Source organism: Flavobacterium limi, assembly GCF_010645075.1.
In the GTDB taxonomy this organism is placed as follows: Bacteria; Bacteroidota; Bacteroidia; order Flavobacteriales; family Flavobacteriaceae; genus Flavobacterium; species Flavobacterium limi.
On the sequence record NZ_JAADZV010000003.1, the window covers coordinates 448,029 to 473,602 of the forward strand.

Annotated in this window: 13 protein-coding genes; 2 read left to right on the forward strand and 11 right to left on the reverse strand. The window is 38.9% G+C overall.

What is annotated here, in order from left to right; translation table 11 throughout:
* Positions 1-190: 190 nt before the first annotated feature.
* The 3 genes from GXM16_RS09170 to GXM16_RS09180 form a co-directional block, all read right to left on the reverse strand.
* On the reverse strand, positions 191-2,920 hold the full coding sequence (locus GXM16_RS09170) for an alpha-d-galacturonidase (RefSeq protein ID WP_163394065.1): 2,730 nt from the start codon (positions 2,918-2,920) through the stop codon (positions 191-193).
* A gap of 123 nt (positions 2,921-3,043) precedes the next feature.
* On the reverse strand, positions 3,044-3,937 hold the full coding sequence (locus GXM16_RS09175) for a sugar phosphate isomerase/epimerase family protein (RefSeq protein WP_163394066.1): 894 nt from the start codon (positions 3,935-3,937) through the stop codon (positions 3,044-3,046).
* Between the two features lie 124 nt (positions 3,938-4,061).
* A complete protein-coding gene (locus GXM16_RS09180) occupies positions 4,062-5,210 on the reverse strand; it encodes a sialidase family protein (protein ID WP_163394067.1) in 1,149 nt (382 codons plus the stop codon).
* A gap of 242 nt (positions 5,211-5,452) precedes the next feature.
* Between GXM16_RS09180 and GXM16_RS09185 the strand changes: the two genes are divergently transcribed.
* Together GXM16_RS09185 and GXM16_RS09190 are read left to right on the forward strand one after the other, a co-directional pair.
* On the forward strand, positions 5,453-7,798 hold the full coding sequence (locus GXM16_RS09185; RefSeq protein ID WP_163394068.1) for a TonB-dependent siderophore receptor: 2,346 nt from the start codon (positions 5,453-5,455) through the stop codon (positions 7,796-7,798).
* Positions 7,799-7,815: 17 nt separating this feature from the next.
* The gene (locus GXM16_RS09190) at positions 7,816-8,964 is read left to right on the forward strand and encodes a PepSY-associated TM helix domain-containing protein (RefSeq protein ID WP_163394069.1); all 1,149 of its coding nucleotides are present in this window, start codon (positions 7,816-7,818) and stop codon (positions 8,962-8,964) included.
* A 56-nt stretch (positions 8,965-9,020) separates the two neighbouring features.
* Here the strand turns inward: GXM16_RS09190 and GXM16_RS09195 are convergent, their stop codons facing one another.
* From GXM16_RS09195 to GXM16_RS09230, 8 genes are all read right to left on the reverse strand, one after another.
* Positions 9,021-11,777 carry a glycoside hydrolase family 78 protein gene (locus GXM16_RS09195; RefSeq protein WP_163394070.1) on the reverse strand — a complete coding sequence of 919 codons (2,757 nt, stop codon included), beginning with the start codon at positions 11,775-11,777 and terminating at the stop codon, positions 9,021-9,023.
* A gap of 119 nt (positions 11,778-11,896) precedes the next feature.
* The gene (locus tag GXM16_RS09200) at positions 11,897-13,462 is read right to left on the reverse strand and encodes an MGH1-like glycoside hydrolase domain-containing protein (RefSeq protein ID WP_163394071.1); all 1,566 of its coding nucleotides are present in this window, start codon (positions 13,460-13,462) and stop codon (positions 11,897-11,899) included.
* A gap of 313 nt (positions 13,463-13,775) precedes the next feature.
* Positions 13,776-16,241 (reverse strand): glycoside hydrolase family 95 protein, encoded by a 2,466-nt coding sequence (locus GXM16_RS09205; protein WP_163394072.1) that lies wholly within the window; start codon positions 16,239-16,241, stop codon positions 13,776-13,778.
* A 233-nt stretch (positions 16,242-16,474) separates the two neighbouring features.
* Positions 16,475-17,902 (reverse strand): glucuronyl esterase domain-containing protein, encoded by a 1,428-nt coding sequence (locus GXM16_RS09210; RefSeq protein ID WP_163394073.1) that lies wholly within the window; start codon positions 17,900-17,902, stop codon positions 16,475-16,477.
* A gap of 69 nt (positions 17,903-17,971) precedes the next feature.
* On the reverse strand, positions 17,972-20,725 hold the full coding sequence (locus GXM16_RS09215; protein WP_163394074.1) for a glycoside hydrolase family 78 protein: 2,754 nt from the start codon (positions 20,723-20,725) through the stop codon (positions 17,972-17,974).
* A 75-nt stretch (positions 20,726-20,800) separates the two neighbouring features.
* Positions 20,801-22,675 carry a sialidase/neuraminidase family protein gene (locus GXM16_RS09220; RefSeq protein WP_163394075.1) on the reverse strand — a complete coding sequence of 625 codons (1,875 nt, stop codon included), beginning with the start codon at positions 22,673-22,675 and terminating at the stop codon, positions 20,801-20,803.
* 118 nt (positions 22,676-22,793) lie between these two features.
* The gene (locus GXM16_RS09225; RefSeq protein ID WP_163394076.1) at positions 22,794-23,711 is read right to left on the reverse strand and encodes a glycoside hydrolase family 43 protein; all 918 of its coding nucleotides are present in this window, start codon (positions 23,709-23,711) and stop codon (positions 22,794-22,796) included.
* 219 nt (positions 23,712-23,930) lie between these two features.
* On the reverse strand, positions 23,931-25,505 hold the full coding sequence (locus GXM16_RS09230; RefSeq protein WP_163394077.1) for a glycoside hydrolase family 28 protein: 1,575 nt from the start codon (positions 25,503-25,505) through the stop codon (positions 23,931-23,933).
* Positions 25,506-25,574 lie beyond the last annotated feature (69 nt).

Below are 25,574 nucleotides of genomic sequence, written 5' to 3' on the forward strand. Positions count from 1 at the left end.
TTCTAGTGTGATTTCTCCTTACGTCGAAATGACAAGATTGTGTTTATATCCTGAGACCTAACAGGTTTTGAAAACCTGTTAGGTCTTTGTTTGCGTGAGGGATGGCAGTGGAGCTCTCCCGATTTTTCATCGGGAAGCGGGAACGTACAGCCCGACCCGGAGTTTTTCACGGAGGGTCACGCCCAAATTCTTAATAAAACAACCAGTCTATCGCTCCTTTTTCACCTGCATCAATGTAACCTACATCACGAGGCGTAACGGTTTGATTGGCGTCGATGAATCCTAAAATCAATACTCGCCCTTTGCCTAAATCGAGTTTGTTTTCGCCCGGCTGGAAGGTATAAGTGTGAATATTTATCCTTGGCAATTCTTTTAAATTCATTGCGCTAGCCAGAATAACTTCGGCCTGACCGTGTGCATTTCCGGCTGCGTCTGTCTCTAAACTTGGCGGGAATAAAAATCTTTTCTGGTCACTGTTAAAATACCCTACAACCAATTTTACGGCTTTGGTATTTTTGAATTTCAGGTGTGTGCCGTTTTCGTTTTGACTTGTTTCCTCGAAAGCAATTCCTTTTAGATTCTGCAATTCTGGAGCGATTCTTGTCAGTTCCGAAATTGGCGTTCCGTATACTTTTGTTCCGTTTTTTACTGCGTAAGTTCCTTTGGTTTCGCTCAATAAAGTTACCTCAACAGGCTGCCACGGCTTACCTTCTTTGGTTACGATTTTACCGTCTTTGGATGATTTCAGCAAATCTAAATTTCGTTTGAAATTCGCTAATTCTCTTTCGTAATGCGGTAACAATTCTGCCCAGGTTTTATTGTTTCCATCGTCTCCTCCAATCGGGATTCGGCGTTGTGCCGTCTGCATACTGTTGGCATACAAATAATGATCTTTGGTCAGTTTTACCAACAATTCGTAATGTTTGATACTTTCTTCAAGATGTGGAAGTGCTTTATCCAAGTCCGCAATGTCATTAGAATAGCTGTAACGCAATACCAAAATGGCAGCTTTTACTTTCTCTGAAAAGAAATCGGCGAAAGCTTTGTACGCGTGCATATCGTTTTTCAGGCGAAGGAATTCTTCCTTATCTTTTGTAACTTTTGGCTCTGCTTTGTCTATGGCTTCAACAGCTAATTTTCCGTGCTGTGTGATTTCAGCAATGATTTGCGTTGGCAATTCTCCAACATGTGGTTCTTTGTTCCATTCTTTTTTGGCATATTCCAAAAGCAATTCGCCAACAGGTCCGCAAGATTCATGGAATCCCGGATATACTCGCCATTTTGCCGGATTCACCAACTGGCTTTCGAACATTCCCAACAATAAAGTCTGACGGTTTCCTTCGGTGATTCCGAAACGTCTCAATGTTTTTGGAGCGATTTCTCCAGACTCATCATAAGCCTTTTGGATATTATTTGCTGCTTCTAAATCGGTTCCGAATTTTGTTGCCAAATCGTTATTCCAAAATTTAATTTCTTCATTTCTGTCTCTCTTGCTATCCCACGCATATCTTGCCCAGGCTTTGTACCAGATCCAGTCACGATCCATTTCTAATAATCGTTCGCCTGTTTTGGTTTTGTCCGCCGTGTAAGGCCAATCCCAATAAGATGCCTGTGGATACAGATGCAGCGCATTTGCCCCGTGAGCTGTATGCATTGCCTGAACCGTTTTTTGGATAAAATCAGGAGATCCATAACGGAAAGGCTCCAGATTCGCCAGAATATGTACGTTTGAAATGTGAACCGAATTCAGCGAGCTTAACTTCTTGTGGATTTCACCCCAAGGTCCGCGTGGTGTGTAGGTTGTCAATGATTCACCGTTATATTTATGCATCGTGTATAAATTTTTATACAACGGAAGTGCTTTTTCCATAACCAAAGGTGCGTCAGTATCGTGAGCACGAACAATAATTGGCGGTTCAGTAGTGATGTTCAAATTTTTCATACCCTGTTGTACACCTGGAATAATGGTTTTATTAAACCATTCTACATCATCCTCAATCGTGTTAATCGCTTCTCCCAGACATACTAAAAGTCCCACATTAGGATATTTTTCGATAAAGGCTGTGATTGATTTTTTAGTATAATCAGCGATTTCCGGAGTTATTGGGCGTGAACGATCTTGCGTTTTGATGTTGTAATGCTCTGCAAATGGTTTGGAAACAATGATATTGTAGAACATCTGAATGACCCAGATTCCTCTTTTATTGGCTTCTACAGTTAGATAGTTATAAATTTCTTCGTTCTTTTTGAAATCCTCTTCGCTTACTTCGAGTGCAAACGGATAGTCTTTTAGTTTTACCAAAGAAGCAAATGGATGCCCGTTCCATAAATACAGGGAATTCATTCGGTTTTCGACCATCATATCTAAATACTTTGTCCATAACTTTTTGTCATAAAACCAAGGAAAAGTTGCCGGTGTATAAGGATATTCATAAACATCACGACCCGGAAGGTAAACCGGTTTCTGAACTCCGATACAGGCACCTCTCAGTACCATTTCAGGACTGTCTTCGATATTGATTTCGGATGGAATCTGACCTGAAGATTTGATTCGGTCAACCAGTTCCATTGCTCCATAAAGAGCTCCGGTCGCATCGGTTCCTTCTATGTAAATGATATTTTTTTGCGTACGAATTTGAAAACCTTCTTTCTTCGTTAATTTACTGTCATCGATTTTAGCGCTTTTGGCGTTTTGTTTCCAAAAAGCAGTTCCTTTTTCTCCAATAACGATTACTTTGTCTTTTGATTTTTTTAGTTTGTCTGAAGAAGTGACTTTTAGTCCTTTTGCTGATAAAGTTTCTGCTAGTTTTTCTGCTCCATATTTGGCTCTTGGGGCATTGGCATCACTGACAATGGTGATGTTTTGCGCTGTTGCGAAAGTGGTACATAATCCTAAAAAAAGTAAGCTTAGATATTTCATTGTATTGATATTTTTATTCTTGGCGAATATTAAAAAATCTGCCAAATCTGCTTAAATCCATTTAAATCTGCGTGCAATTTTTTTCACGCAGATCTTTGTAGATTTAAGCAGATTTTTTTGATGTTAATTCTGAAAAATGCGTTTTAAATATGCGATGTTAGCTCCGTAATTGGCTTTTACATTATGCACTTGCGTAACATCTCTGGAACGCTCTACAATCAGCCATCCACTCCATTTCATTTCATCGAGCGCTTTTTTGATTTTTGGCATATCAACATTTTTATCGTTTTCAAGCCAAACGTTATCTGTTACGGATGCGTGAATTTGTGCCAGATGTTTTTTTCCTAAAATCTCTAATTCCGAAGCAATATCTCTTCCATTGTCTACCGCATTGGCAAAATTGAAAGAGCTTTTGATGTGCTTACAGCCAATTTCTTCCAATAGTTTTTTCTCATCGGTAGCGTTTAGTGAAGTTTCGATTGCGATTACGCCTCCTATTTTACCGACTTGCTTTCCGGCCCATTTTAATCTTTCGATTACTATTGGACGCAGTTCCGGATTTTTTGTTAAATCGCTTTCTGTTCCTAATGGAAGATAGGCGACTTTTACTTTCATATTTTTCATTGTTGCCACACAATCGTTGATCATTCTTGCAATTGAATCTCTTTTGGCAAAGGACTGGGCGTAAAATCCGGACATTGCAATCGAACTGATTCCAACTCCTGTTTCTTTGGACTTATCCAGAAACTTTTGTCTTTCAATCGGGTCGCCTAATTTGCTGTCAAAGGTTGGTCTTTTTCCCAAACCGCCCATATCAAGTTCGATTCCGTCTGCTTTTATTTCGCTTGCCAGACCAAAGGCTCCGAGTTTTTGTCTTTTTAAAATCATCCAGTCGCAAACGGCCACTTTGTACTTTTGCTTTTTACCGGACTGTGCTGAAACTGCATTACTGAATGTTCCTGATAAAACAACCAGCATTGCAATAAATATGCTTCTTTTAAAATTTGTTGACTTCATAATTATTATTTTTATTAATGCAGATTAAAAACAATCTGCTAAATCTGCTGAATCTGCGGGAAAAAAAATTACTCTCGCAGATTTAGCAGATTATGGAGATTAAAATTCTTTCTGTGTGAATACCTTACTCTTCCTCGGCTTTAACAGCTTTTACTTCAACCCCTTCCTGTCCTGGCCAGATTCCGTTTTTGATTGGAAGTGCTACCAGTTTGCTCGGATCAACTTTTACGTATTTCAGTTTTTGTCTTCTCCATGTGTACACGATATGCACCATTCCATCTGAACTTTGAATTATTGATGGATAGGAATACTGACTGATTTTTGAATCTTCTAAAACTAATGTCGCTTTCCAGTTGATCCCGTCGTCTGAGATAGAAAGGTTTAAAGGCGTTCTTGGTCCTTTGGCTTCTTTTCCGGGAGGCAAAACGTGGTTGTAAACCAATAAATGTTTTCCGTTTTTCAATGTTACAGCATCGGTTCCTGAATTGTTATTTGGCAATCCTATTAATTCTAAAGGCGTCCATGTTTTTCCGTTGTCTTTAGAAAAAGTACTGAAAATTGCTCTGTTCTTCGTTCTTCCAATCGCCTGAATACTTCCGTCTTTATGAAACAAAATACTTGGCTGAATAGCATTGATTTTTTGTTTTCCTCTTGAAATGGTATCGCCTAACACCCAGGTTTTTCCGAAGTCGGGAGTAGATTCCATACGCAAATGCCAGCCGTTTCCTTCGGTGCTTGAAGGAAGCAATACTGTTCCGTTGCTCAATAAAACCGGTTTGTTTTTGATTGGTCCCAGAAAATCTTTACTTGGCATATCAATTTTATCAGACCAGGTTTTTCCTCCATCAGAAGAAGTTCTGTAAACGCCCCACCACTCAGATGGTTTTGGTCCGATTTTATAAAACAACATCAAATCGCCATTTGGAATTTGGTATAAAACCGGATTCCAGGTTGGAAATCTTGTTCCGTCTTTCATCACGCCATCAGCTACCTTAATTGGTTCGCCCCATTTATCGCTTCCTTTTGGTTTTATAGCCGAATAAATACAAACATCAGGATGTCTTTCGTGGCTTCCGCCAAACCATGCAGCCACTAAATCTCCGTTAGTCGCTTCCACAATTGTTACGGAATGACACGAAGGATAAGGTGCTTTTTCGTAAATGAATTCATCTACTAAAATTCCTTCTTTCCATGTCTTTTTTTCCAAAGCAGATTTACAGCTTCCTAAAAGAAGCAGTCCAAAAAAAGCAATAGTTAGGTGAGTGAATTTCATTATTTATTCTTTTAAAATATTATAAGGTTTATTTTCAACGTATTACACAAATATCCAAATGTAAAATTTTATTAAGTGTAAAAATAACACTAAAAAAATAGCGAAGTAACCTGTACCGTCCTGTATTTAACAAAAACTATACCCTAAAGTGCATCTAAAAAAATATCGATAAAAAATAACATTATTTAGAATAAATAAAAATAAGTGATTTACATTTGCACCAAATTAACAATCCATAAATAATGAAAAACAAATTATTCTTAAGTACAATTTTTTGCTTACTAAGCGCTATTATGTTTTCTCAAACAGCAGGTATTAGTGGTAAAGTAAAAACAATACACGAAAATTCATCTGAATTTGTCAATATTAAAATAAAAGGAACTTCCCTTTCTACAAACACGGACAGTAATGGAGAATATACTATAAAAAATCTTCAAACCGGTAGTGCAACATTGGTCATATCCGCCATTGGTTGCCAAACTCAGGAAATTGCAGTTGAACTAAAAGAAAATGAAATTACGATTGTTCCTGATATTTTTCTGGTAGAAGCGACACATGAATTACAATCCGTTGAAGTTACCGGAAGGAAAAAATCTTCTTATAAAAACGACCATACCTTCTCTGCAACTAAACTGGAGATGAGGGTTATTGATGTCCCGCAAAGTATCTCATTCGTAACAAAAGAATTAATTCAGGACCAGCAGGCATTGCGTTTGAAAGATGTCGGTAAAAATGTTGCCGGTGTAAATGAATTCAGTACTTATGATGATATTACGATCAGAGGTTTTAGAAATAACGACAGCAACGGAAGATTGATTAATGGTTTACGTGGCGTTAACAGTTTTTGGACAAGTCCTTTATTGGTGAATATTGAAAGAGTTGAGTATATCAAAGGACCGGCCTCCGCTGTTTTTGCCAACTCAAGTCCCGGCGGAACTATTAATATGATTACCAAAAAACCATTGGATGAAACCAGACAGGCAATTCAGTTTACAACGGGTAGTTTTAATACTTTTAGAACGACCGCAGATTTTACAGGTGCTGTAAATGAAGACAAATCGTTGTTGTACAGATTGAATCTTGGTTATGAAAATGCTGATACTTTCAGAGATCAAATTAGTAATAAATCAATTGTAATTGCGCCTTCTATATCGTTTATTCCAAAAGAAGGAACCCGTTTTAATGCTGATTTGGTTTACACCAATCTGGATACTAAACTGGACAGAGGAAGAACTATTGTGCAGGGAACGACAGATCTTTTTGCAACACCTATTGGTTTTAACATCGCCCAGCCAAATGATTATTTAAAGAGTAAAACTTTGGCATTGACGTTATCTTTTAGTCAGGTAATCAATAAATATTTAACATTCAACGCATCATACTTAAAAGTAAGATATGATGAAGAATTAAACGAACACGGTTTTAACGGATACATAACACCTACATTGATTTCGATGTATTTTAATGATAGAAAAACAATTCAGCATGGAAATAACCTGTCTACTTATTTCTCATCTAAGTTTGAAACAGGAGTTTTGGAACATCAGTTAGTTGCAGGTTATGATTATATTAATGGTGAGATTAATCAATACCAAAGAGATGCAGAGAATGAAACAGGCAATGTAAAAAACTTTGATTTACTGAACCCGACTTATTTTATCAGGGATATTGATAAATATAACTATAATGAACCTACAAGTCAACTCACTAATTATTACACTAATGGAATCTATTTACAGGATTTAATTAAGTATAAAAGATTACAACTTTTATTAAGTTTAAGACAGGAATTTTATACTTTTCCGGAAAATGCTTCTGCCGGAATTACAAACGGAAAAAAATCAGAAAAAGCATTACTTCCAAAAGTGGGACTTACTTACAGCATCACCGATAACATCAATGCTTATGCTACTTTTGCTACAGGTTTCGAAGCTCAGAATGCATCTACTGTAGGCAATAGCAATGCAGGGGGACCTTTCGACCCAATGACCAGTAATTTATTTGAGGTAGGTTCAAAAGGAGAATTCTTTAACAGAAAACTTTTTATCGGAACAGCGATTTATCAGATAACAAAAAATAATATACTGGTAAGTGCCAATGATGCATCGAATCCGGATTTACTGGAACAAAGAGGCCAGGAACGTGCAAGAGGTTTTGAAGTTGAAGCTGTTGGTAAGATAAACAACAACTTAAGTATTAATTTGAGTTATGCTTATAACAATGCTATAATTACTGAGTCTGTAAAAGGTGATATCAATAACCAGGTAGGCCTTACTAAAGAAAATGCACCGAAACACATCAGCGGAAGCTGGATTAAGTACAGTTTTAATGAAGGAAAAATCAAAGGCTTAGGTTTAGCAATTGGGCACAGCCAGGTTTCAGAAAGAGAAACATTTGTGAGAACTTTACAGCTTCCTTCATATGTTGTTTTTAACACTGCAGCCTATTACAAAGTGGACCGTTTTACAATTGGAGTAAACTTCAACAACATTTTTGATAAAAAATATTTAGTAGGTGGTTACAATTATCAGCGAAATTTTACGGGAGCCCCAAGCAATTTCCTTGTAAATGTTGGATATACATTCTAAATATCTAATTTAGAACAATGAGAAAAATTCTAAATAAAATACATCTATGGCTCGGACTGATGTCCGGGCTTGTTGTATTTATAAGCATGCTTGCTGCCAGTATCTTTGTCTGGGATGAAGAATTGTCGCTATGGTATCATAATGAAAAATATATTGTCCCAGAAGTTAAAAATGTAGTTTTGCCATTAGATAGTCTTACCAGTATTATAAAACAAAAACATCCTTTGGCTGATTATGCAGAGATTAGCAGCGATCCCAAAAGAAGTTACGTATTTACCTCTTATAAAGAAAACACCAAACCTCACTGGACAGCTGCTTCTGATTATGAGAATTACAGCCACATTTACATTGACCAATATACAGGCAGGGAATTAGGCAAAGTAGATTTGAGATATGACTGGATATTTAATACCAGATTATTACATCAGAACTTACTTTTAACTTATGATGTAGGACATTATATTGTTGGTATAGCCACACTCATCATTTTTATAATGATTCTGACCGGAATCTATTTATGGTGGCCCAAAAACAAAGCGGCACTAAAACAGAGAATTTGGTTTCGATGGAAAGATACTACCAGATGGAAACGCAAAAACTATGATCTTCACAATATCGGCGGAATCTATACCTTTTTATTTGTTTTGATTTTTGCAATTACGGGACTTGTCTGGACTTTTGACTGGTGGACCAATGGAATTTACCGAATCTTAGGCAATGATCCGGAGAAAGTCTGGAGCAAACCGCCCGAGATAAATAAAGACAATCAGAAAAGAACAATGAACCCATTAGAAACGATTGTTGCTTTCACAAAGAAAAAGATTCCTGACTACACCACTATTGGATTGTCAATTCCTGAAGATTATGATAAGGCTTCTGTCCCAGTAGCAGCTTTTATCAGACATAAAGGCAATTCTGGGTGGGATGAATCAGACAGTTATACTTTTAAAAGTCTGACCGGCGAAAATTATTTTGTCGTTACCCACGATGATAAAACCCTGGGAGCGAAATGGAGAAACAGCAATTACGCTATACACACAGGCAATATTTATGGCTTACCGACCAAAATTTTAGCCTCATTAATTGCACTATTTTGTGCCTTTTTACCTGTCAGCGGTTTTTTAATCTGGTGGGGGCGTAACAAGAAAAACAAATCAAAAAAATAACAAAAAGGGATAATTGTTTTTCAATTATCCCTTTGATTTGTAAATTAGTTTTAGAGTTACTTCACATTCAAAACATAAGAACCCGATTCTAAAGTCAGGACAATATTATTGTTTTCCGTTTTATAAGACACTGAAGATTTCTCCAGTTTCTGATTGTTTACCGTTACCGATGGAGCATTATCTGTTGGTAGATAAACAACTGCCGATGAATTGGCCGGAATGGTAATTTTCCACTGCAAACTGTTTTTGCTTTTCTTCCAGTCACTTTTGATTAAACCGTAAATCGATTCGTAAGACGCATTTACAAAAGTCAGTCCGGCATTGAAATCCGGTTTCATGATGATTTGTTTGAAGCCCGGGGTTTCAGGATTGCTTTTGATTCCCGCCATATTTTCGTAATACCAAATCATTAAATCACCCAGAAGCATTACGTGGTTTTGAGAGTTCATTGACGGATCTGCGGTGTTTCCGTTCCATAATTCCCAAATGGTTGTTGCACCGTTTTCAACCATAAAACCCCAGCTTGGGTAGGTTTTGTTGGAAGCCAGTTTGTAAGCCAAATCCCCTCTTCCAAAATTAGTCAGCGTACGCATCAAAAACTGCGTTCCGATAACACCTGTGCTGATATGCCCTTGTTTGGTTACCTGAACTTCGTGCGCCATATTCTGGAAAACTTTCTCTTTTAGATTTTTGGGAACCAGCCCAAAAGCTAATGGTAATACATTTGCCGTTACCGTATTATTGGCGTAATAGTTTTTTTCGGTGTTTAAAAATTTCGCGTTGAAAGCTTTTTTAATTCGGGTTGCCAAATCATCATAATATGTAATATCTGCAGCATCAGCATTTGAGATTTTAGCGAACTTTTTCATTGTGTTCAAAAGCTGATAATAGAAAGCACTCGACAACAATTGTCCGTCCGTCATACGAGACGGATCTTTGGAACGAATCAATTCCAACGATTCCGGCGGAACGCACCAGTCACCGTATTTGTCCTTGTCCATTAAATCATTTTGAAGATAATTTTCTTCCATATACAACATCCATTTTTTCATAGATGGATACTGTTTTTTAATCACTTCAGCATCTGCAAATTGCTGGTACAGCATATCTGCAACCGTGATGTAGGTACCCGGCCAGGTTACATTATCTCCGTAATAACGCCAGAATGCAGGCGCTACATCAGGCAATCCCCCGTCCTGCGTTTGCGAATATTTAATATCGTCGAGCCATTTCGCATATAAAGTCTGGTTGTTGAATAGAAAACTTTCGCCATAAGCGCCTGTTGTACGGTCTCCCAACCAAGGCTGACGCTCGTTTCGCTGTGGACAGTCAATTGGCATTCCTTTATAATTCCCGCTGATTCCCCACCAGGCGTTTTTGAAAATCTGGTTCATTGTCGCATCCGAAGATTCGAAAGTTCCGGTGGTTTTGATATCGTCATAAACCACTTTTCCAACGAAATTATCTAGTGTTGGTTTGGTCGGAAAACCTGAAATTTCCACAAATCGGAAACCGTGAAATATAAAACGCGGTTCCCAGATTTCTTCACCTTCGCCTTTCAAAGTATACACATCGGTAGTTTTTGCATCACGCAAATTGGCAATGTACAACGAACCATCGGACTGCAAAGACTCGGCAAATTTCATTGTAACTGCGTCGCCACTTTTTCCTTTGACTTTCAGTTGCAACCAGCCCACCATATTCTGACCCATATCCAAAATATACGTTCCTTTGGCAGTCGCTTTGATAGAAATTGGTTTTACTTCGCCTTTGATTTTCATATTCGGTGTCATCTGCGCTTCATAAAAACCGCCCGGTTCCTGAACGTATCTCGCATTTAACCAGTTTTTATCATCAAAATTTGTCGTTGCCCAGCCTTTCATTTCCTTGCGGGCATCGTATTCTTCGCCGTCGTATTCGTTGTTAGATAAAATTGGTCCGTCAGTGGTTAACTTCCATGTGTCGTCTGTTCTAATGATGTCTTTGGTTCCGTCGGTATATTCTACAAACAACTGCAAAGCCATTTTCGGGAAACCAAAAGATTTGATTTTATACGGTTTGTAATCCTGACGCATCGCAAAAAATCGTCCGTTTCCTAAAATCGTTCCGAGCATATTTTTGCCTTCTTTCAACTGCGAAGTCACATCAAAAACATTGTATTTTACGTTTTTGGTATAATCCGTCGGAACTGGTGCCAAAACCTGATCGCCAATTTTATTTCCGTTAATGTAAAGCTCGTACAAGCCCATTCCCATCAGGTACACTTTGGCACTTTTGACTTGTTTTTTTACATTGATTTCTTTTCGTAGATAACGTGCCGATAATCTCGAATACTGGGAAACACTATCGTCTTTCGATAATTTTTCATAACCAATCCAGCGTGTCGATTTCCAGTCGGCGTAGGTTAAAATCCCAATGCTGAAATGGGCGTTTTCTGCGGATTTTATTTCGCCTTTATTTGTAGAAACGATTACTTTCCAAAACGCATTATCTCTGTCTTTTAACTTTTTCCCGTTGTAAATAATATTAACAGATTCATCGCTTGTTACTTTTCCGCTGTCCCATAAATCGGCTTTATTGGCATTCAGATTTTCTAAAGTTGAAGCCACCAAAATTTGATAAGCGGTTTGTTTTACAGCATTCACATCCGATTGGATCTGCCAGCTCAAACGCGGTTTCAAAACATCGATTCCTTCCGGATTGTTCAGCATTTCGCATTGCAGATTGGTTACGCTGATTTTATTTTGGGCTTTTGCCAAAGAAAAACAGAATGTCGCAATTAAGATGAAGCTATGTAGAACTAATTTTTTCATAAGTTGTATTTTTTCTTTCACGCAGATTTTGCAGATTTAGGCAGATTTTATTTGAATTAGATTGAGCAAAAAATCTGCGTTTATCTGCTTAAATCCGTTCAAATCTGCGTGCCATTTTTTTACTCCGCCACTAATTTCTCCAATTTTTCCGAAACCGCAATTTCCTTTCCATTCTTAAAAATCCTAAACCCTTTTCCTTTACCGTATTTCTCTCCGGTTTTGTCCCAAAGAATCGTAATAATATTCCCGTGATACAACACATTATCCAGACAAAACCAATCCCATTTTTCCTGTGGAATCAACGGATTCACTTCAATTTTTTCATCCGCTCTCGGACGTAAACCTACCAATCCCGTAATCATCAAATCGTTAAAAGTCGAATGGTTGTAATAACGGCTTCTTTCCCTGTCGCCCATCAACCAATAGCCGGTGGTTTCGTCCAGATATTCTCCTATGTACGGTTTTCCACGGTAATATTGCGACTGCACATACAAATCCATTTGTTTGAAATAATCGGTTTTGGCAACAAACTTCTGGTCGTAATTGTTCAAAACGTTCGCTAAAGCCGTCAACGTCTGCGCACTTGCAAAAGGCCAAATCGCTCCGTCCCATTCGCAGGTTCCGGTTCCGTGAGTCCTGAAACGCGGACTTCTTCTCTCGGCAGTCGTCAATCCAAACGGTGCTGAAAACCCTTTTTCATCCTTAATCTGTTCCCACGCTTTTTCAAAACCTTTGTCTTTTTGTGGCAGGTTAAAATACCACGGAATAAACCCAATCGCCTCTCTCACCTGCGCCAGCGTATCTTTTTCTGTAAACGTTTCAAAAAATTCACTTTTCTTATTCCATAATTTGGTTTCTACCAATTGTTGCAAAACATCCGCTTTAGCTTTAAATTTTGCTTCCGTTTCCTTATCGCCTTTCATTTCGGCCATTTTAGAAATCGCCATCGCATTGCCATACATATAACTGTTAATCGTTGGGCGAGCATTTTGTACTTTACGCCCGCCACTCAGCGATTCTTCCATTCCGTCCTTTACATCATGTTGCCAAAACAAACCATCCTTTCGCTGACGGTCTTTTTCCCAAACCGCATAATCCGTAACCATGTCCGGGTACATATCCAATAAAAATTGCTCGTCCTTATTTACCAAATACCGATTGTACAAAGCATCGGCCGTCCAACTGCTGAATTTATACAATTTGTTCATCGGTTTTCCGTCATTGCCACGGTACCAGATTTTCACATCCTGCTCAATGTATTTTGGATCGTGAACCCAGCGAAATTCATTGATATGATGCCCAACAGCACAAGCAATCAAATTGTATTTATCGGCATACGAACGATCTACCAAAAACTCGGTAATTCCATAACCAAGCGGTGTTTTTTTAATGTGTTTTCGAGCCGTCCACCAACGATAATAATAGATTTCCTCAAAATTCTGCTGTGGACATTCAAACAGTGGAATATTCTTTTCCATCCACGCCCACGCACTGTCGTTGGGAATCGCAAACTTCAGGTTTTCATCTTCCATCGTGTTGAAATAATCAACATAATGTTTGAAGTCCTTTTGGTTTAAAACCACTCCTTTTCCTTTCTGCGAATGTCCCGCACCCGATTTACAACTGCTCAATGAAGCAATCAAAACTGTAAAAGCGATTATTTTATATTTAAAATGATATAACATATTCAAAATGATTATTTTATTTATTATGGCGTGTCCCTTCGTGAAAAACTTCGGGTCGTGCTGTACGTTCCCGCTTTTTTTTGTTCGGCAAAAAAGCCTCTCAAAAAAGAGCTCCACTGCCATCACTCACGCAGACACGTTCTCGGTTTCCTACTCCTGCAAGGTTTCCAAAACCTTGTAGGTTTGATATTATTCTCACTGTTTTGTCATTTCGACGGAGGAGAAATCACATCCAATATTCCTCAACAGTGAGTGCTCAACTTGTGTGATTTCTCCTTACGTCGAAATGACAAACTAACCTTGATATTTATATTTAATTCCCAGAAAAACTATACGTCTCCCCCGCTTTCATCTCCACATCGTATTCATTATATTTCGGCAACTGCACTTTAGGCAGTTTCGCTTCTTTAGAAATGATTGGTTTCTTTACCTCAACATCATAAAACAACGGATTCGGATTTTTACCTTTTGCTTTTTTAAGTGCAATTCCTTTATTTGCCTTTAATGTGTTTTCCAGTTTCAATCGGCAGTTTCCTCCTAATTTGGAGTACACTTTCAAAGTCGAAACTTTATTATTTTTCCAAGTCATATCAATTACAAATCCGCCTCGGGTTACTAAGCCTTTTATGCTTCCATCTTTCCAAACCGTTGGCAAAGCCGGCAGTAAATGAATTGCATCTTCCTGACTCTGCATCAGCATTTCGGCGATTCCGGCCGTGCATCCAAAGTTTCCGTCAATCTGAAATGGCTGATGTGCATCCAGCATATTTGGGTAGGTTCCGCCTCCTTTTCTTTGGTCTGCGGTTACCAAATGCAATTGATCCTGAATCAGTTTATAGGCGTGATTTCCGTCTAATAATCTTGCCCATAAATTCACTTTCCAGCCCATTGACCAGCCTGTGGATTCGTCTGTTCTGTAAATTAAGGATTGTTTTGCTCCTTCAAATAATTCCGGTGTTTTGATTGGCGAAATCTGATTACTTGGAAACAAGCCGTACAAATGCGAAACGTGTCTGTGATTGTCTTTTGGATTGTCCCAATCGTCCTGCCATTCCTGCAACTGACTATGTTTTCCGACTTTCATCGGAGCCATTTTTGCCAAAGCTTCTTTTACTTTTTTGGTAAAATCTGCATCCGGAGCAACCAATGCCGAAGCTTCGATTACGTGCGTAAACAAATCAAAAACCAATTGATTGTCCATCGTCGTTCCTGATGCAATTGTTGCTTTTCCGGTTCCGCCTGCGTGTGTGTTTTCAGGAGAACTTGACGGAACTACTACTAAATATTTAGTATTTGGATCAATCATCATAAAATCCAGAAAGAAACTCGCTGCACCTTTCATAATTGGATAGATTTCTGCCAAATATTTTTTGTCGCCTGTGTACAAATAACGTTCCCATAAATCCTGACAAACCCAGGCACCCCCCGTTGGCCACATTCCCGATGCTGCCTGATCAACAGGTGCTGTTACCCTCCAGATATCGGTGTTGTGATGCAAAACCCATCCGCTGGCGTTGTACATCATTTTTGCTGTTTCTGCTCCCGAAACACTCAATTCTTTTGCCATCTGAATAAAAGGCTCGTGCATTTCCGAAAGATTGGTTACTTGTGCCGGCCAGTAATTCATTTCGGCGTTGATGTTGGTTGTGTATTTACTGTCCCAGGGCGGTGTCACCATATCATTCCAGATTCCCTGAAGATTTGCTGGCTGTCCCCCTGGCTGTGAACTTGAAATCAATAAATAACGTCCGAACTGGAAATACAAACTCGCCAGTTGCGGATCGAATTGCGTCTTGAAATCGCGGATTCTTTCGTTGGTTGGTTTCTTGGCATTTTCATTGGTTCCTAAATCCAAAGCCACTCTGTTGAAGAATTTTTGGTAATAGGCAACGTGTGCTTTTTTTATCTCGTCAAAGCTTTTTGGCAAAGCTTTTTCCAGAAACGATTTGCTTTTTGCAATTTCATCTTCGGTAATGTCCTGATAGTTTTTGAAATTAGTCGCTATCGAAATGTACAACGTTACTTCATCTGCTTGGTTGATGCTCAGAATTCCGTTGCTGGCAGAAACTTCTCCGCCTTTATTTTTGGCTTCCAGTCTGCCCTGAAATTTTACTTTTCCTTTTACGCCTTCGAAATTGGTTCCCACTCCCGAAAGGATAATCTGGTTTCCTTCTGTTGACGGAACGGTTTTGTCAATTGGACTGTTCATAAAAACGTTGCAGGTAATTTGCCCGGGTTTGTTTGCCGACAATTTTACCGCAATAACCTGATCTGAAAATGCTGTGATGATTTCTCGGGTAAATTCTACGCCGTTTACCGTGTATTTTACTTTTGCCGTCGCATCGCCAATATTTAAATCTCTGTAATAATTGGAATATTTTTGATGTCCGGGAAACGAAATATAAACGCTTCCAAAAGTCTGATACGGCATTCCGTCATTGGTCTGCGACATAATATCGCGGGTGGCCAAATCCTGTGCTTCATCAAATTTTCCTTCAAAAACAAGCTGTCGTACTTTTGGCAAGGCCTCAATCGATTTGGTATGTGCGTTGGTGTTTGGCGAACCTGCCCAAATCGTTTCTTCATTCAACTGCAGGCGCTCCACCGATGGATCGCCAAAAACCATTGCCCCCAATCGGCCGTTACCCAAAGGCAGAGCTTCGTTCCAAATGGTCGCCGGTTTATCGTACCAAAGTTTGAGGTCGGTGTTGTTTTGCGCCGTTGTGACAAATGAAACAATCCCGAAACAGATGGCTGTAATTTTACTTTTTAACTTCATAGTTTATGGTTGATAGTTAATAGTTGATTGTTGTTGGAAGTATAATTCCACAAATTAAATTATTAAATTCTTATTTTCTTTTTAAAGACAAACAATATTAAATTACGAGAGCGCGTGAGGGATAGCAGCAAGCTACCGAAGTAGCGCGAATAGCCCGACCCGATTTGAAAAAGGGGGCGAACTGAGCGGCTTCTAGAGTTGCCCCCTTTTTCAAATTGGGTCACGCCCAAATTTTACTTTTTCACCTCGTAAATTTTCAGATTTTTTTCTCCGAACATTTCATATAATTTATCGATGTCTTTTAATGCATTTTTCGGCAGATTTTCGGCTTTGTTGCCAAAAACATATAATTTATCGTACGGTTCAATCACACAGGCTGACTCGTCGATTTCGCCTTTTTCGTTTTGTACTTTCTTTAAATCTAATCCTAAATATTTCGCCATAAACGGATACAATGCCATACGTTTTGAAACGCCGAAATCGTGACCTTCGGTTGGGAAATGGGCGTTTTCTACCAAATCTTTTTTGCCGTACAATTCGTAGGTGCGCTGGATAAAAGGAAATTCGAGTTCAGGAACTGCAAGTGTCCAGTCTTTTCCGTCGGAAACAATTAGTTGTGGTTTTGGCGCCATCATCGCTGATATTTCGGCATTATTGGTTCCGTTGCCACAAAGGTGGATTCCGCGACCGCTTTCGCAAGGGCATCCGCCTGAAAAATGTGAAGATACCATTACCACCGGAGCTGTAACTTTGATTCGGTCATCTAAAGCGCCCAAAAACATCGTGTGCGAACCTCCTCCTGAACCACCGGTAACCCCAACACGGGCCATATCGACATTTTTTTGAGTGGATAAATAATCCAGCAAACGGATTCCGCTCAACACCTGAACCGTCGAGGCAATGCTGTTTCGATGCGTTTCTGTTGGAAACTGAAGCAGTGATTCACCCCAGGCAAACAGGTCGTAGCTTACTACAACGGCACCCATTTTCGCCATTATCGCGCAACGGTACTGCTCGTCTTTTCTGTATCTTCCATCGCCGAAATGTCCGTCAGGCGTTAAGATCACAGCTGATTTTTTATTGAACGGATAAGGTTTGTAAATCGACCCCGTAGTGTAAACCCCCGGAAGAATTTCCAGCGCAATATTCTCCACGCTGTAATCTTTGTAGATTCTTTTTGGAGTCAAAATCGGTTTTGATTTTGGCATTGGCGGTGCTTTGTCCAGACCAAAAGACGTAATCATACAGGTTTTGATTTCTCTTTTTCGGGCTTCCCAATCTGCTGTGTTGGCATACAAAGTTGTCAGATAGTCCAAACGTTCTTTTCCTTTATCGACCGAAACTTTATGGTTTTCGTATTTACGGATGATGTAGGTTCCGTCGGGTTGTTTGAAATACATCAGTTCGAATGGAGCCAGAATATTCGTTAGTGAAATTGGCAGATTTCCCGGTTCGATTCTCCAGTCGGCGTAATCTAATTCTTTTCCTTTTAGCAAACCTCGGTCATCGTTTATAGTTACGTTGAAAATGGTTCCAATTTTTTGAAGTGTTTCTGAAACGGGTTTTCTGAAATTAGTATCAGAGGTGCATTGGGCTTTTGCTAATGTCAATGTGAAAATTGAGATTAGTAAAGTAAAGGTTATGTTTTTAAAATTTTTCATTTCTTATTTATTGTTAACTTCCTATCAGACCTAACAGGTTTTAAAAACCTGTTAGGTCTCTAACGAAAATTATATTTTGCATTCAATTGTATATTTTCCTGATCCTAATTTCAAATTTTTAGCCGGTTTTCCATTCACTTTTATTTCAGAATCTTTCGTCGAAACCGGTAATTTTATTGTAGCTGATGTATTGACAGGAATTTCTACTTTCAGGATTAATTTTCCGTCTTTCTTTTCCCAGGCCGAAGCAATTTTTCCATAAATAGATTGGTAGGTTGCTTTTACAAAAGTCATATCGCCTAACACTTCCGGCTGAATGAAGAAATGTTTGAATCCCGGATTTTTTTCATCTGCCTTAATTCCTGCTAAACTTTGATAGAACCATTCTTCGATCTGCCCCATCATAAAGTGATTATATGAATTTCCTTTGCGCGGATCCCATTGTTCGGTAAGAGTTGTTAGTCCGAATTTTATCTGAAAACCATAACCTGGTGCATCGTAATGATTGTTCATTTTGTACATGGTTTCGTTTTCGCCGTTTTGCGCCAATGCCTGAAACAAATAACGGTTACCCACATCTCCTGTGGTTAATCGGTCACCTTTGGCTTTGATGTCGGCCAATAAATTCTGCATTACGGCTTCTTTATATTGCGGTTCTACAATATCCATAAAAATCGGAACGGCATTGCTAAACTGACTGCTGGTTCCGTATTGTTTAGTTTCTGCATTGAAAAATTTGTCGTTAAACGCCTTTTTAATGTCCGAAGTCAAAGTTTCGTATTTCGTAATATCTTCCGTTTTATTCAACAGTTTTGCCGCTTTTGCAACTAAATTCGCTCCATAAAAATAATGAGAAGTTGCCGAAAGCGCAATTGGACTGTTTTTAGAATATCCGGCTGCATGTGTGCCGTAATCATACCAGTCGCCCAATCCGTGAGAAACGATATGATTCGTCGCTTTGGTTCCTAAATAATCAATATACTTTTTCATTACCGGATAATATTTCTCGATCAATGATGCATCACCATAATATTCGTAATACATCCACGGCAAAATCACACCTGTAACTCCCCATTCCGGTGAATCGGTAAAGTCGCCTCCGAAAACTACATATTCAGGAACGATGGTCGGAATTAATCCGTTGTCTCGTTGCGAATCTTCAATGTTCTGCATTGTTGCCGGAATGAAACTTTCCAGATTGTAATTGAACATCAAGCCGGGTCCGTTCAAATGAATTTCTTCGAGCCAGCCTAATTTTTCGCGTTGCGGGCAATCGGTAAAAACACTTTGGAAATTACTTTTTATAGCGTTATTAATCAACAAATGTGTTTTATTGAAAATATCATTCGAAGATTCAAAAGTTCCTGCTTCGCCAGCCGAATTGTAAATGAAATTTGATTTTAAATCGACAAGCGTCGGAAGTTTTTCGTCCTTGGTTTTCTGGTAATTGATGTTCTCAATCTGAACATACTGATAACCATAAAAACTGAATTTTGGCTGCCATTCTTCAACATCTTCGCCTTTTAAAGTATAATCATAATAATAAGGTTTACCTGTTTTTCCCTGACTCACGGTTCCGTCTTCATTCAGACTTTCGCCAACCCAGACACGAACACTTTGCCCTTTTTTTCCTTTGACTTTTATAGTTGTAAATCCCGAAAGATTTTGTCCCATATTGAAAATAAAGAAATTCGGTTTCAGTTCTTTTGCTTCTTTTACGTCATATCGTTTCTGAATCGTAACTGGTGTTGTCGCCTGTGCTCTTAAAACTCCTTTTGGTGCTTCCTGAACGACTATTTTTTTCCACGTCGAATCATTAAAACCTTTATTGTTCCAGCCTTTTTGTTCTAAGTTAGCGTTGTAATCTTCGCCTCCAAAAATACTATTGTAGGTAATCGGGCTTTTGCTGTATTTCCAGCTTTCATCTGATTTTATGATTTCTTCGGAACCGTCTTTGTAAACGACTTTCATCTTGAAGAATAAAGTTGGCGGACCAAAACTCACAAAAAACTTGGTGTATCTTGCTTCCAGCGTGTTGTACATTCCATTCCCTAACAGAACACCGATTACATTTTCTCCGTTTTGCAGTTCTTTTGTATTCAATTCATAGGTGTTGAAGTTGACGGTTTTGTCATAATCCGTCCACAAAGGCGCAAACTCGCTGTTGCCGATTTTCTTTCCGTTAATCGTCAGTTCGTAATGTCCTAAACCTGAAATGTAAACAACAGCTTCTTCGATTTCTTTTTTTACTTCGAAAGGTTTACGGAGCATAATACTTCTGCGGGACAAAGAATCCGAAGCATTGATCAAAGCATCTTTTTTCTGTCTGTTAAAAGTCGCTGTATGATAATTTCTGCCTTCCGGCAAATGGCTGTCGGCTTTTGTAATGGCGCCAATCCAGACTGGATTTAAGTCTGATGCTAAAGGTGCGATTCGGAACGAAGCTGTTTTACTCCAATTGGATGCTTTGCCTTTTTGATTCCACACTTTTACTTTCCAGAAGTATTTGGTTTCGCTTTTTAATGGATTTCCGCTGTAAGTAATCTGAAGATTTTTATCTGAATTTACTCTTCCGCTGTTCCAGATATCAGCTTCGTCTTTTTTTAGTTTTTCTTCCGAAGAGGAAACCAAAATCTGATAGCCGATTTGCGAGGCATAAAATTCTTTTGAAACCAACTGCCAGCTTAATCTTGGTTGGTTTTGAACAACTGCCAATGGATTTTCGCTCAATTCGCAGGTCAAATGTTCAGCAGAAATCTGACCATTCGAGATGAATGTTATCAGAAGACAAAAGAGAAATACTATTTTTTTACAAAGCTTCACGTTATAATTTTTTTAAGCCACGAATTCACAAATTATTATTTTTTAAAAATTCGTGAATTCGTGGCGATGTTTTTTCTACAATTTCTTCGTAACCAACGACTCAATATTAAACACCGCTTCGGGAATTAATTTTCCTGTATCCGGTAAGTCAGTAAAATCTGGCGTGTCCGGTTCGGTATCTGGATTTGGCGTATAACGCTGATCTCCTGTGCGGAACATTATTCTTGAAATTCCATCAACCGGAGCATAGAATATCTTGTTCGTTTCTTTGCCGTCATTCACTTTTACGGTGTACGAACGGGAAGTTACATCCAGTTTAACTGTAATTGTATAGTCTTTTCCAGCTTCATATTTACCAATTCCGCCATGACGGGCCCCGTGTTTCACTTTTATTTCGCCATCCTTATCAAACACTATTCGGATCGCAGGCAATCCTTGTTTGTTTTGGAATTCTACCTGCAGTAAACCGTGGTTATTCTGTTCCGGTTTTACGGTGAAAGTCGCTTCCATTTTTTGTGCAAACGGAATCACACGCTCGGCACGGGAATAGTCAAAATAGTCCTGATCTCTTAAAGTCAGTACTTTTTTACCGTCGGTTTTCTTTTCTATTTTGGTGGAAGCCCAGGATAAATCGTAGGTATTCCATAATTTCAGTTCTTCGCCGTTTGGCAAATTATTGAACACATCATTAGCATCTTCCTTCACTTCGCTGGTCACTGGAACAGGAACAGAAGCTACCCAAATATCTTCTTTGTTGACACTGTAACTTACCCAAAGTTTTCCATCGGGCGGAGTTCCATCTCCTTCATTTATTCCGCGAACGTATTGCGGACCTGCTGATTTGTAATTTCCGCCGTAACGCATTGGGGTAATTTCGCCGTGAACCAACAATAAATCTTTGTAATTCAATCCGTCATCACTAGTGGAAATTGCTAATGGCCAACGGTATTCCGAAGGGTTATAAACGGTTGCATAGCGGTTATCTGAAGTTTTTTGCCCCCAGATTTTCGCATTGCTGTTTACAAATCCAGGCGCTCTTACCGGTATGTATTCCCATGTTTTGCCTTCGTCTTTACTTAAGGAAGTCAAAGCAAATTTCCATAAACCAACTACGTTACCGTTTGGCAAATGGTAATAATTGAACGCTTTGTATTGTTTTTTTAACGGAATCAATTCGTCATCACGATCGGCTTCTTCCACCCATTGTTGCATTAACAAAGGCTTAGAAAGCATTTCATTACAGGCTTTGATGAATTTTTTGTCTTTGCTTTTGGTATAAAACGGAAAAGTTGCTGGCAATTGATTTCCGGTTTTATTGTATCGGATAAAATAAATTGGGCCGTAAGTTCCGTCTTTGTAGATTTCACGAACAACGCGTCCAATTCCTTTTCCGTCATTGGGATCGTCTTTTTTGTCTAATGCAACTCCATAATAGCCTATCGCCAGCAATCTGTTATCGGAGGAAACATAAAAACCCATACGCTGGTGCATAATCGCATCGATGTTTTTGGCAACGCCTTCTACTCCTTCTTTTTTGAATCCGTCTGGAACATGATAAATCGGGAAAAGCACTGCTGGTTTTGTCCAGGTTACCCCATCTTTGGAAGTCATTATAAAAGTCTGGCTGGGCGGAATGTGTTCTCCTGACGGGTCGCTTAAATAATGCAGGTAAAATGTGTTGTTCCAATACGCCATCATCGACTGGTGATTGTATGTCCAGCCAAATCCGTCTGCTTTTTCAGGATGTTCACGGCTGGCTCGCATAATCTGCGTTGCATGAACTCCAACCGCCGGACTCAATTGCCCGTGGTGGTAATCGACATTGGAAAGTGTTTTGCCTGTATATCGTATTGTGTCATTTTGTGCCAATGCAGAAGTTACTGCTCCGCAAGTCAATAGCATTGCTGACGCTGTTATGATATTGGTTTTTATGTTTTGGAGAACAATCATATTTTATATTTTTTGTTTCACGCAGATTTTGGCTGATTTTAGCAGATTTAATTTGATTAAAAGAATCTGCCTAATCTGCTTTAATCTCTTTTAAATCTGCGTGAAATAACTTTTCTAATTACTTCTTTTCAATTAATCTTTTTAATACTTCTTCAGAGATTGTTGTAATAGTTCCGTGTTTGTGCCCTTCGGGAAGGCTTATTTTTGAGGAAACATCTTCGAATTTTACAAAATCTGAAGTGCTTAAGGCTTTATAATTTTTTGATCCGTAGTTGTCATAATACAACAGCCAGTTTTTACCGACTTTCACCACTGTTGGTCCTTCTGATAAATATTCCGTTAAAGGTTTTGATCTTTTTTCGAATGGCCCTAAAGGTGATTTTCCGAAAGCGACTTCTATGTTTCGCATGGGTCTTGTATTGTCTTTTAAAACCAGAACATAATCCTTTTTCCCTTTTTTTACAATCACGCAATCAATGACGCTGAAACCGGGATCGTAATATAATTTTGTATCTGAAAAGGTTTTGAAATCTTTAGTGGTTACATAATACATTCTGTGGTTGTTTTTCTCGTCTTCTACTCCTTTTTCGAATCGGAATGGAATTGTTGAAGCCCAGATAATGATGTATTCTTTTTTGACATCGTCGTAAAAAATCTCGGGCGCCCACACGTTTACGACTTCGGGTTCGTGTTTCATTACGGGAATATATTCCTGTTTTGACCAATGAATCAAATCTTTTGAACTCGCGTATCCAAAACCGTTTCCGCCTTTCCAGTCGGTTGTCCAGACCATGTGATAGGTTCCGTCTGCTCCTTTTGTGATGGATGGGTCACGCATAATTTTACTGGCACCGATTTCGGGTTTTAAGAACGAGCCTTCCAAGCCTTTCCAGTTGTAACCGTCTTCGCTGTAGGCTAAATACAAACCTTCTGTTGCCGGTTCTCTGAAAGATGTGAACAAATAAAGTTCTTTCTTTTTCTGCGAATAGCTTACTGCAAAAAGTGAAAGCGCTAATATGATTAATATTTTTTTCATAGTACTATTTTTTTCATTTTTCGATGATCACAAAAGAGCAAAATATTTCCTCTTTAGCCCCGATTGCAGTGGAAATCCTTATAAGTCGGGGTTCGGCTTATAAGATTACTTCACTATACTTCTATTTTTTAGCGGAGTTCAGTGAACTTCGTTTGCAACGGAAAGCGGGTCGATGCTTCCTAAAAATGCCTAATATTTCTGCTCCTGAATAAAATTATCTTATTCTGTAATAGCCTTTTTATCCAAATCTTTTCCTTTTTTGATAGTTGTTGTTACGTTGCTGAACACATTATTTTTAAGGAAAATATTCTTTGTATCTTTTCCGTTTGCTTCGATGAAAACATCGGTGGCGTTGAACGGAAAGTTGTTGTTGATGAGAATGTTCGAAGCGTTATCAATTTTGATGACCGGAACGTCTTTGAGCGGTGTCGATGAACCTACGTTCTCCAAAATCAGGTTTTTGGAATCGATGATTTTGAAAGAGGAACCGATTGTTGCATTGACTTTTACATCGTGAAATTCGACATCGCTAGCCGTGTTTACGGTAAACCCTTCCTTACCATCCATATTGATGTTGGAGAACGTGATGTTTTGAATTGGCATTTCAACGATTCCACGGATGAATCCGGCTTTGTTTACGTTTCCGCCTGTAACGTCGCTGATGTGGATGTTTCTGAAAATTGGCGTACGCTCGGTAACTGGTTCAACAGGATTGTCTTTATCGTAGAACAAGTCCATAATGATGGCTTCTTGCTTGATGTTTTTCATCACGATATTATCGACACGAATGTCTTCGACAACTCCACCACGACCACGAGCGGCTTTGATACGGATTCCGCGATCGGTTCCGTCGAAAACGCAATTGGATATGGTGATCTTTTTGATTCCGCCCGACATTTCGCTTCCGATTACAACACCTCCGTGACCGCTTAACATCGTGCAATTGGTGATGGTTACATTTTCGGTTGCTACTCCGTATTTTCTACCGTCTGCATCTCTTCCTGATTTGATGGTGATACAGTCATCGCCTACGCTGATGTGGCAATTGGAGATATGAACATTTTTGCAGGAAGATGGGTTGATTCCGTCTGTGTTTGGCGAATGCGGATTATTGATTGTGATTCCGGTAACGGTTATGTTTTCACAAAACTCCGGGTTGATGGTCCAAAATGGTGAATTTTTGAATGTAACGCCTTCGATTAAAATATTTTTGCAGTTTAAAACCTGAAAAAAGGAAGGTCTGAAAAAATGTTTGTCAATCGTTCTTTTGTAGTAAGCCTCATAGACAATTCCTTTGTTTTGCTCGGTCCACATTTTTTGGTATTTGGTTTCCGGAATCGGACCTTTAGCAGTTTCGATTCGGTAAACTTCGTTCCACCACGCTTCTCCTTGACCGTCAATAACACCACGACCTTTTATGCTGATGTTTTCTAAATCTTTACCATAAAACAATGGCGAAAATGTTTTCATCATAATCCCTTCGTAACGCATTTCTACGTACGGAAGGTAATCATCGAAATTTTGTGAAAACTTCAAAACCGAACCTGCATCCAGATAAATCGTAATGTTGCTTTTGAATTTGATAGGCCCTGTTAGATATTCCCCGGCTGGGAAAAAGATAGTTCCACCTCCATTTTTAGATGCTTTTTCGATGGCATTCTGAATGGCTTCGGTGCATTTTATTCCTTTGTTGTTTCCGCCTTCGTTGAGGATGTTTAGCCAGCCATCATTGGCGAAAGCAGAATTTATTCCGGTTAGAAAGCAGAGTATGATTATGATGTTTTTGATTTTCATGGTATTGTTTTTTGGTTTCACGCAGATTTAAAAAAGATTTTAGCAGATTTAAAAAGATTAAGTTTTTAA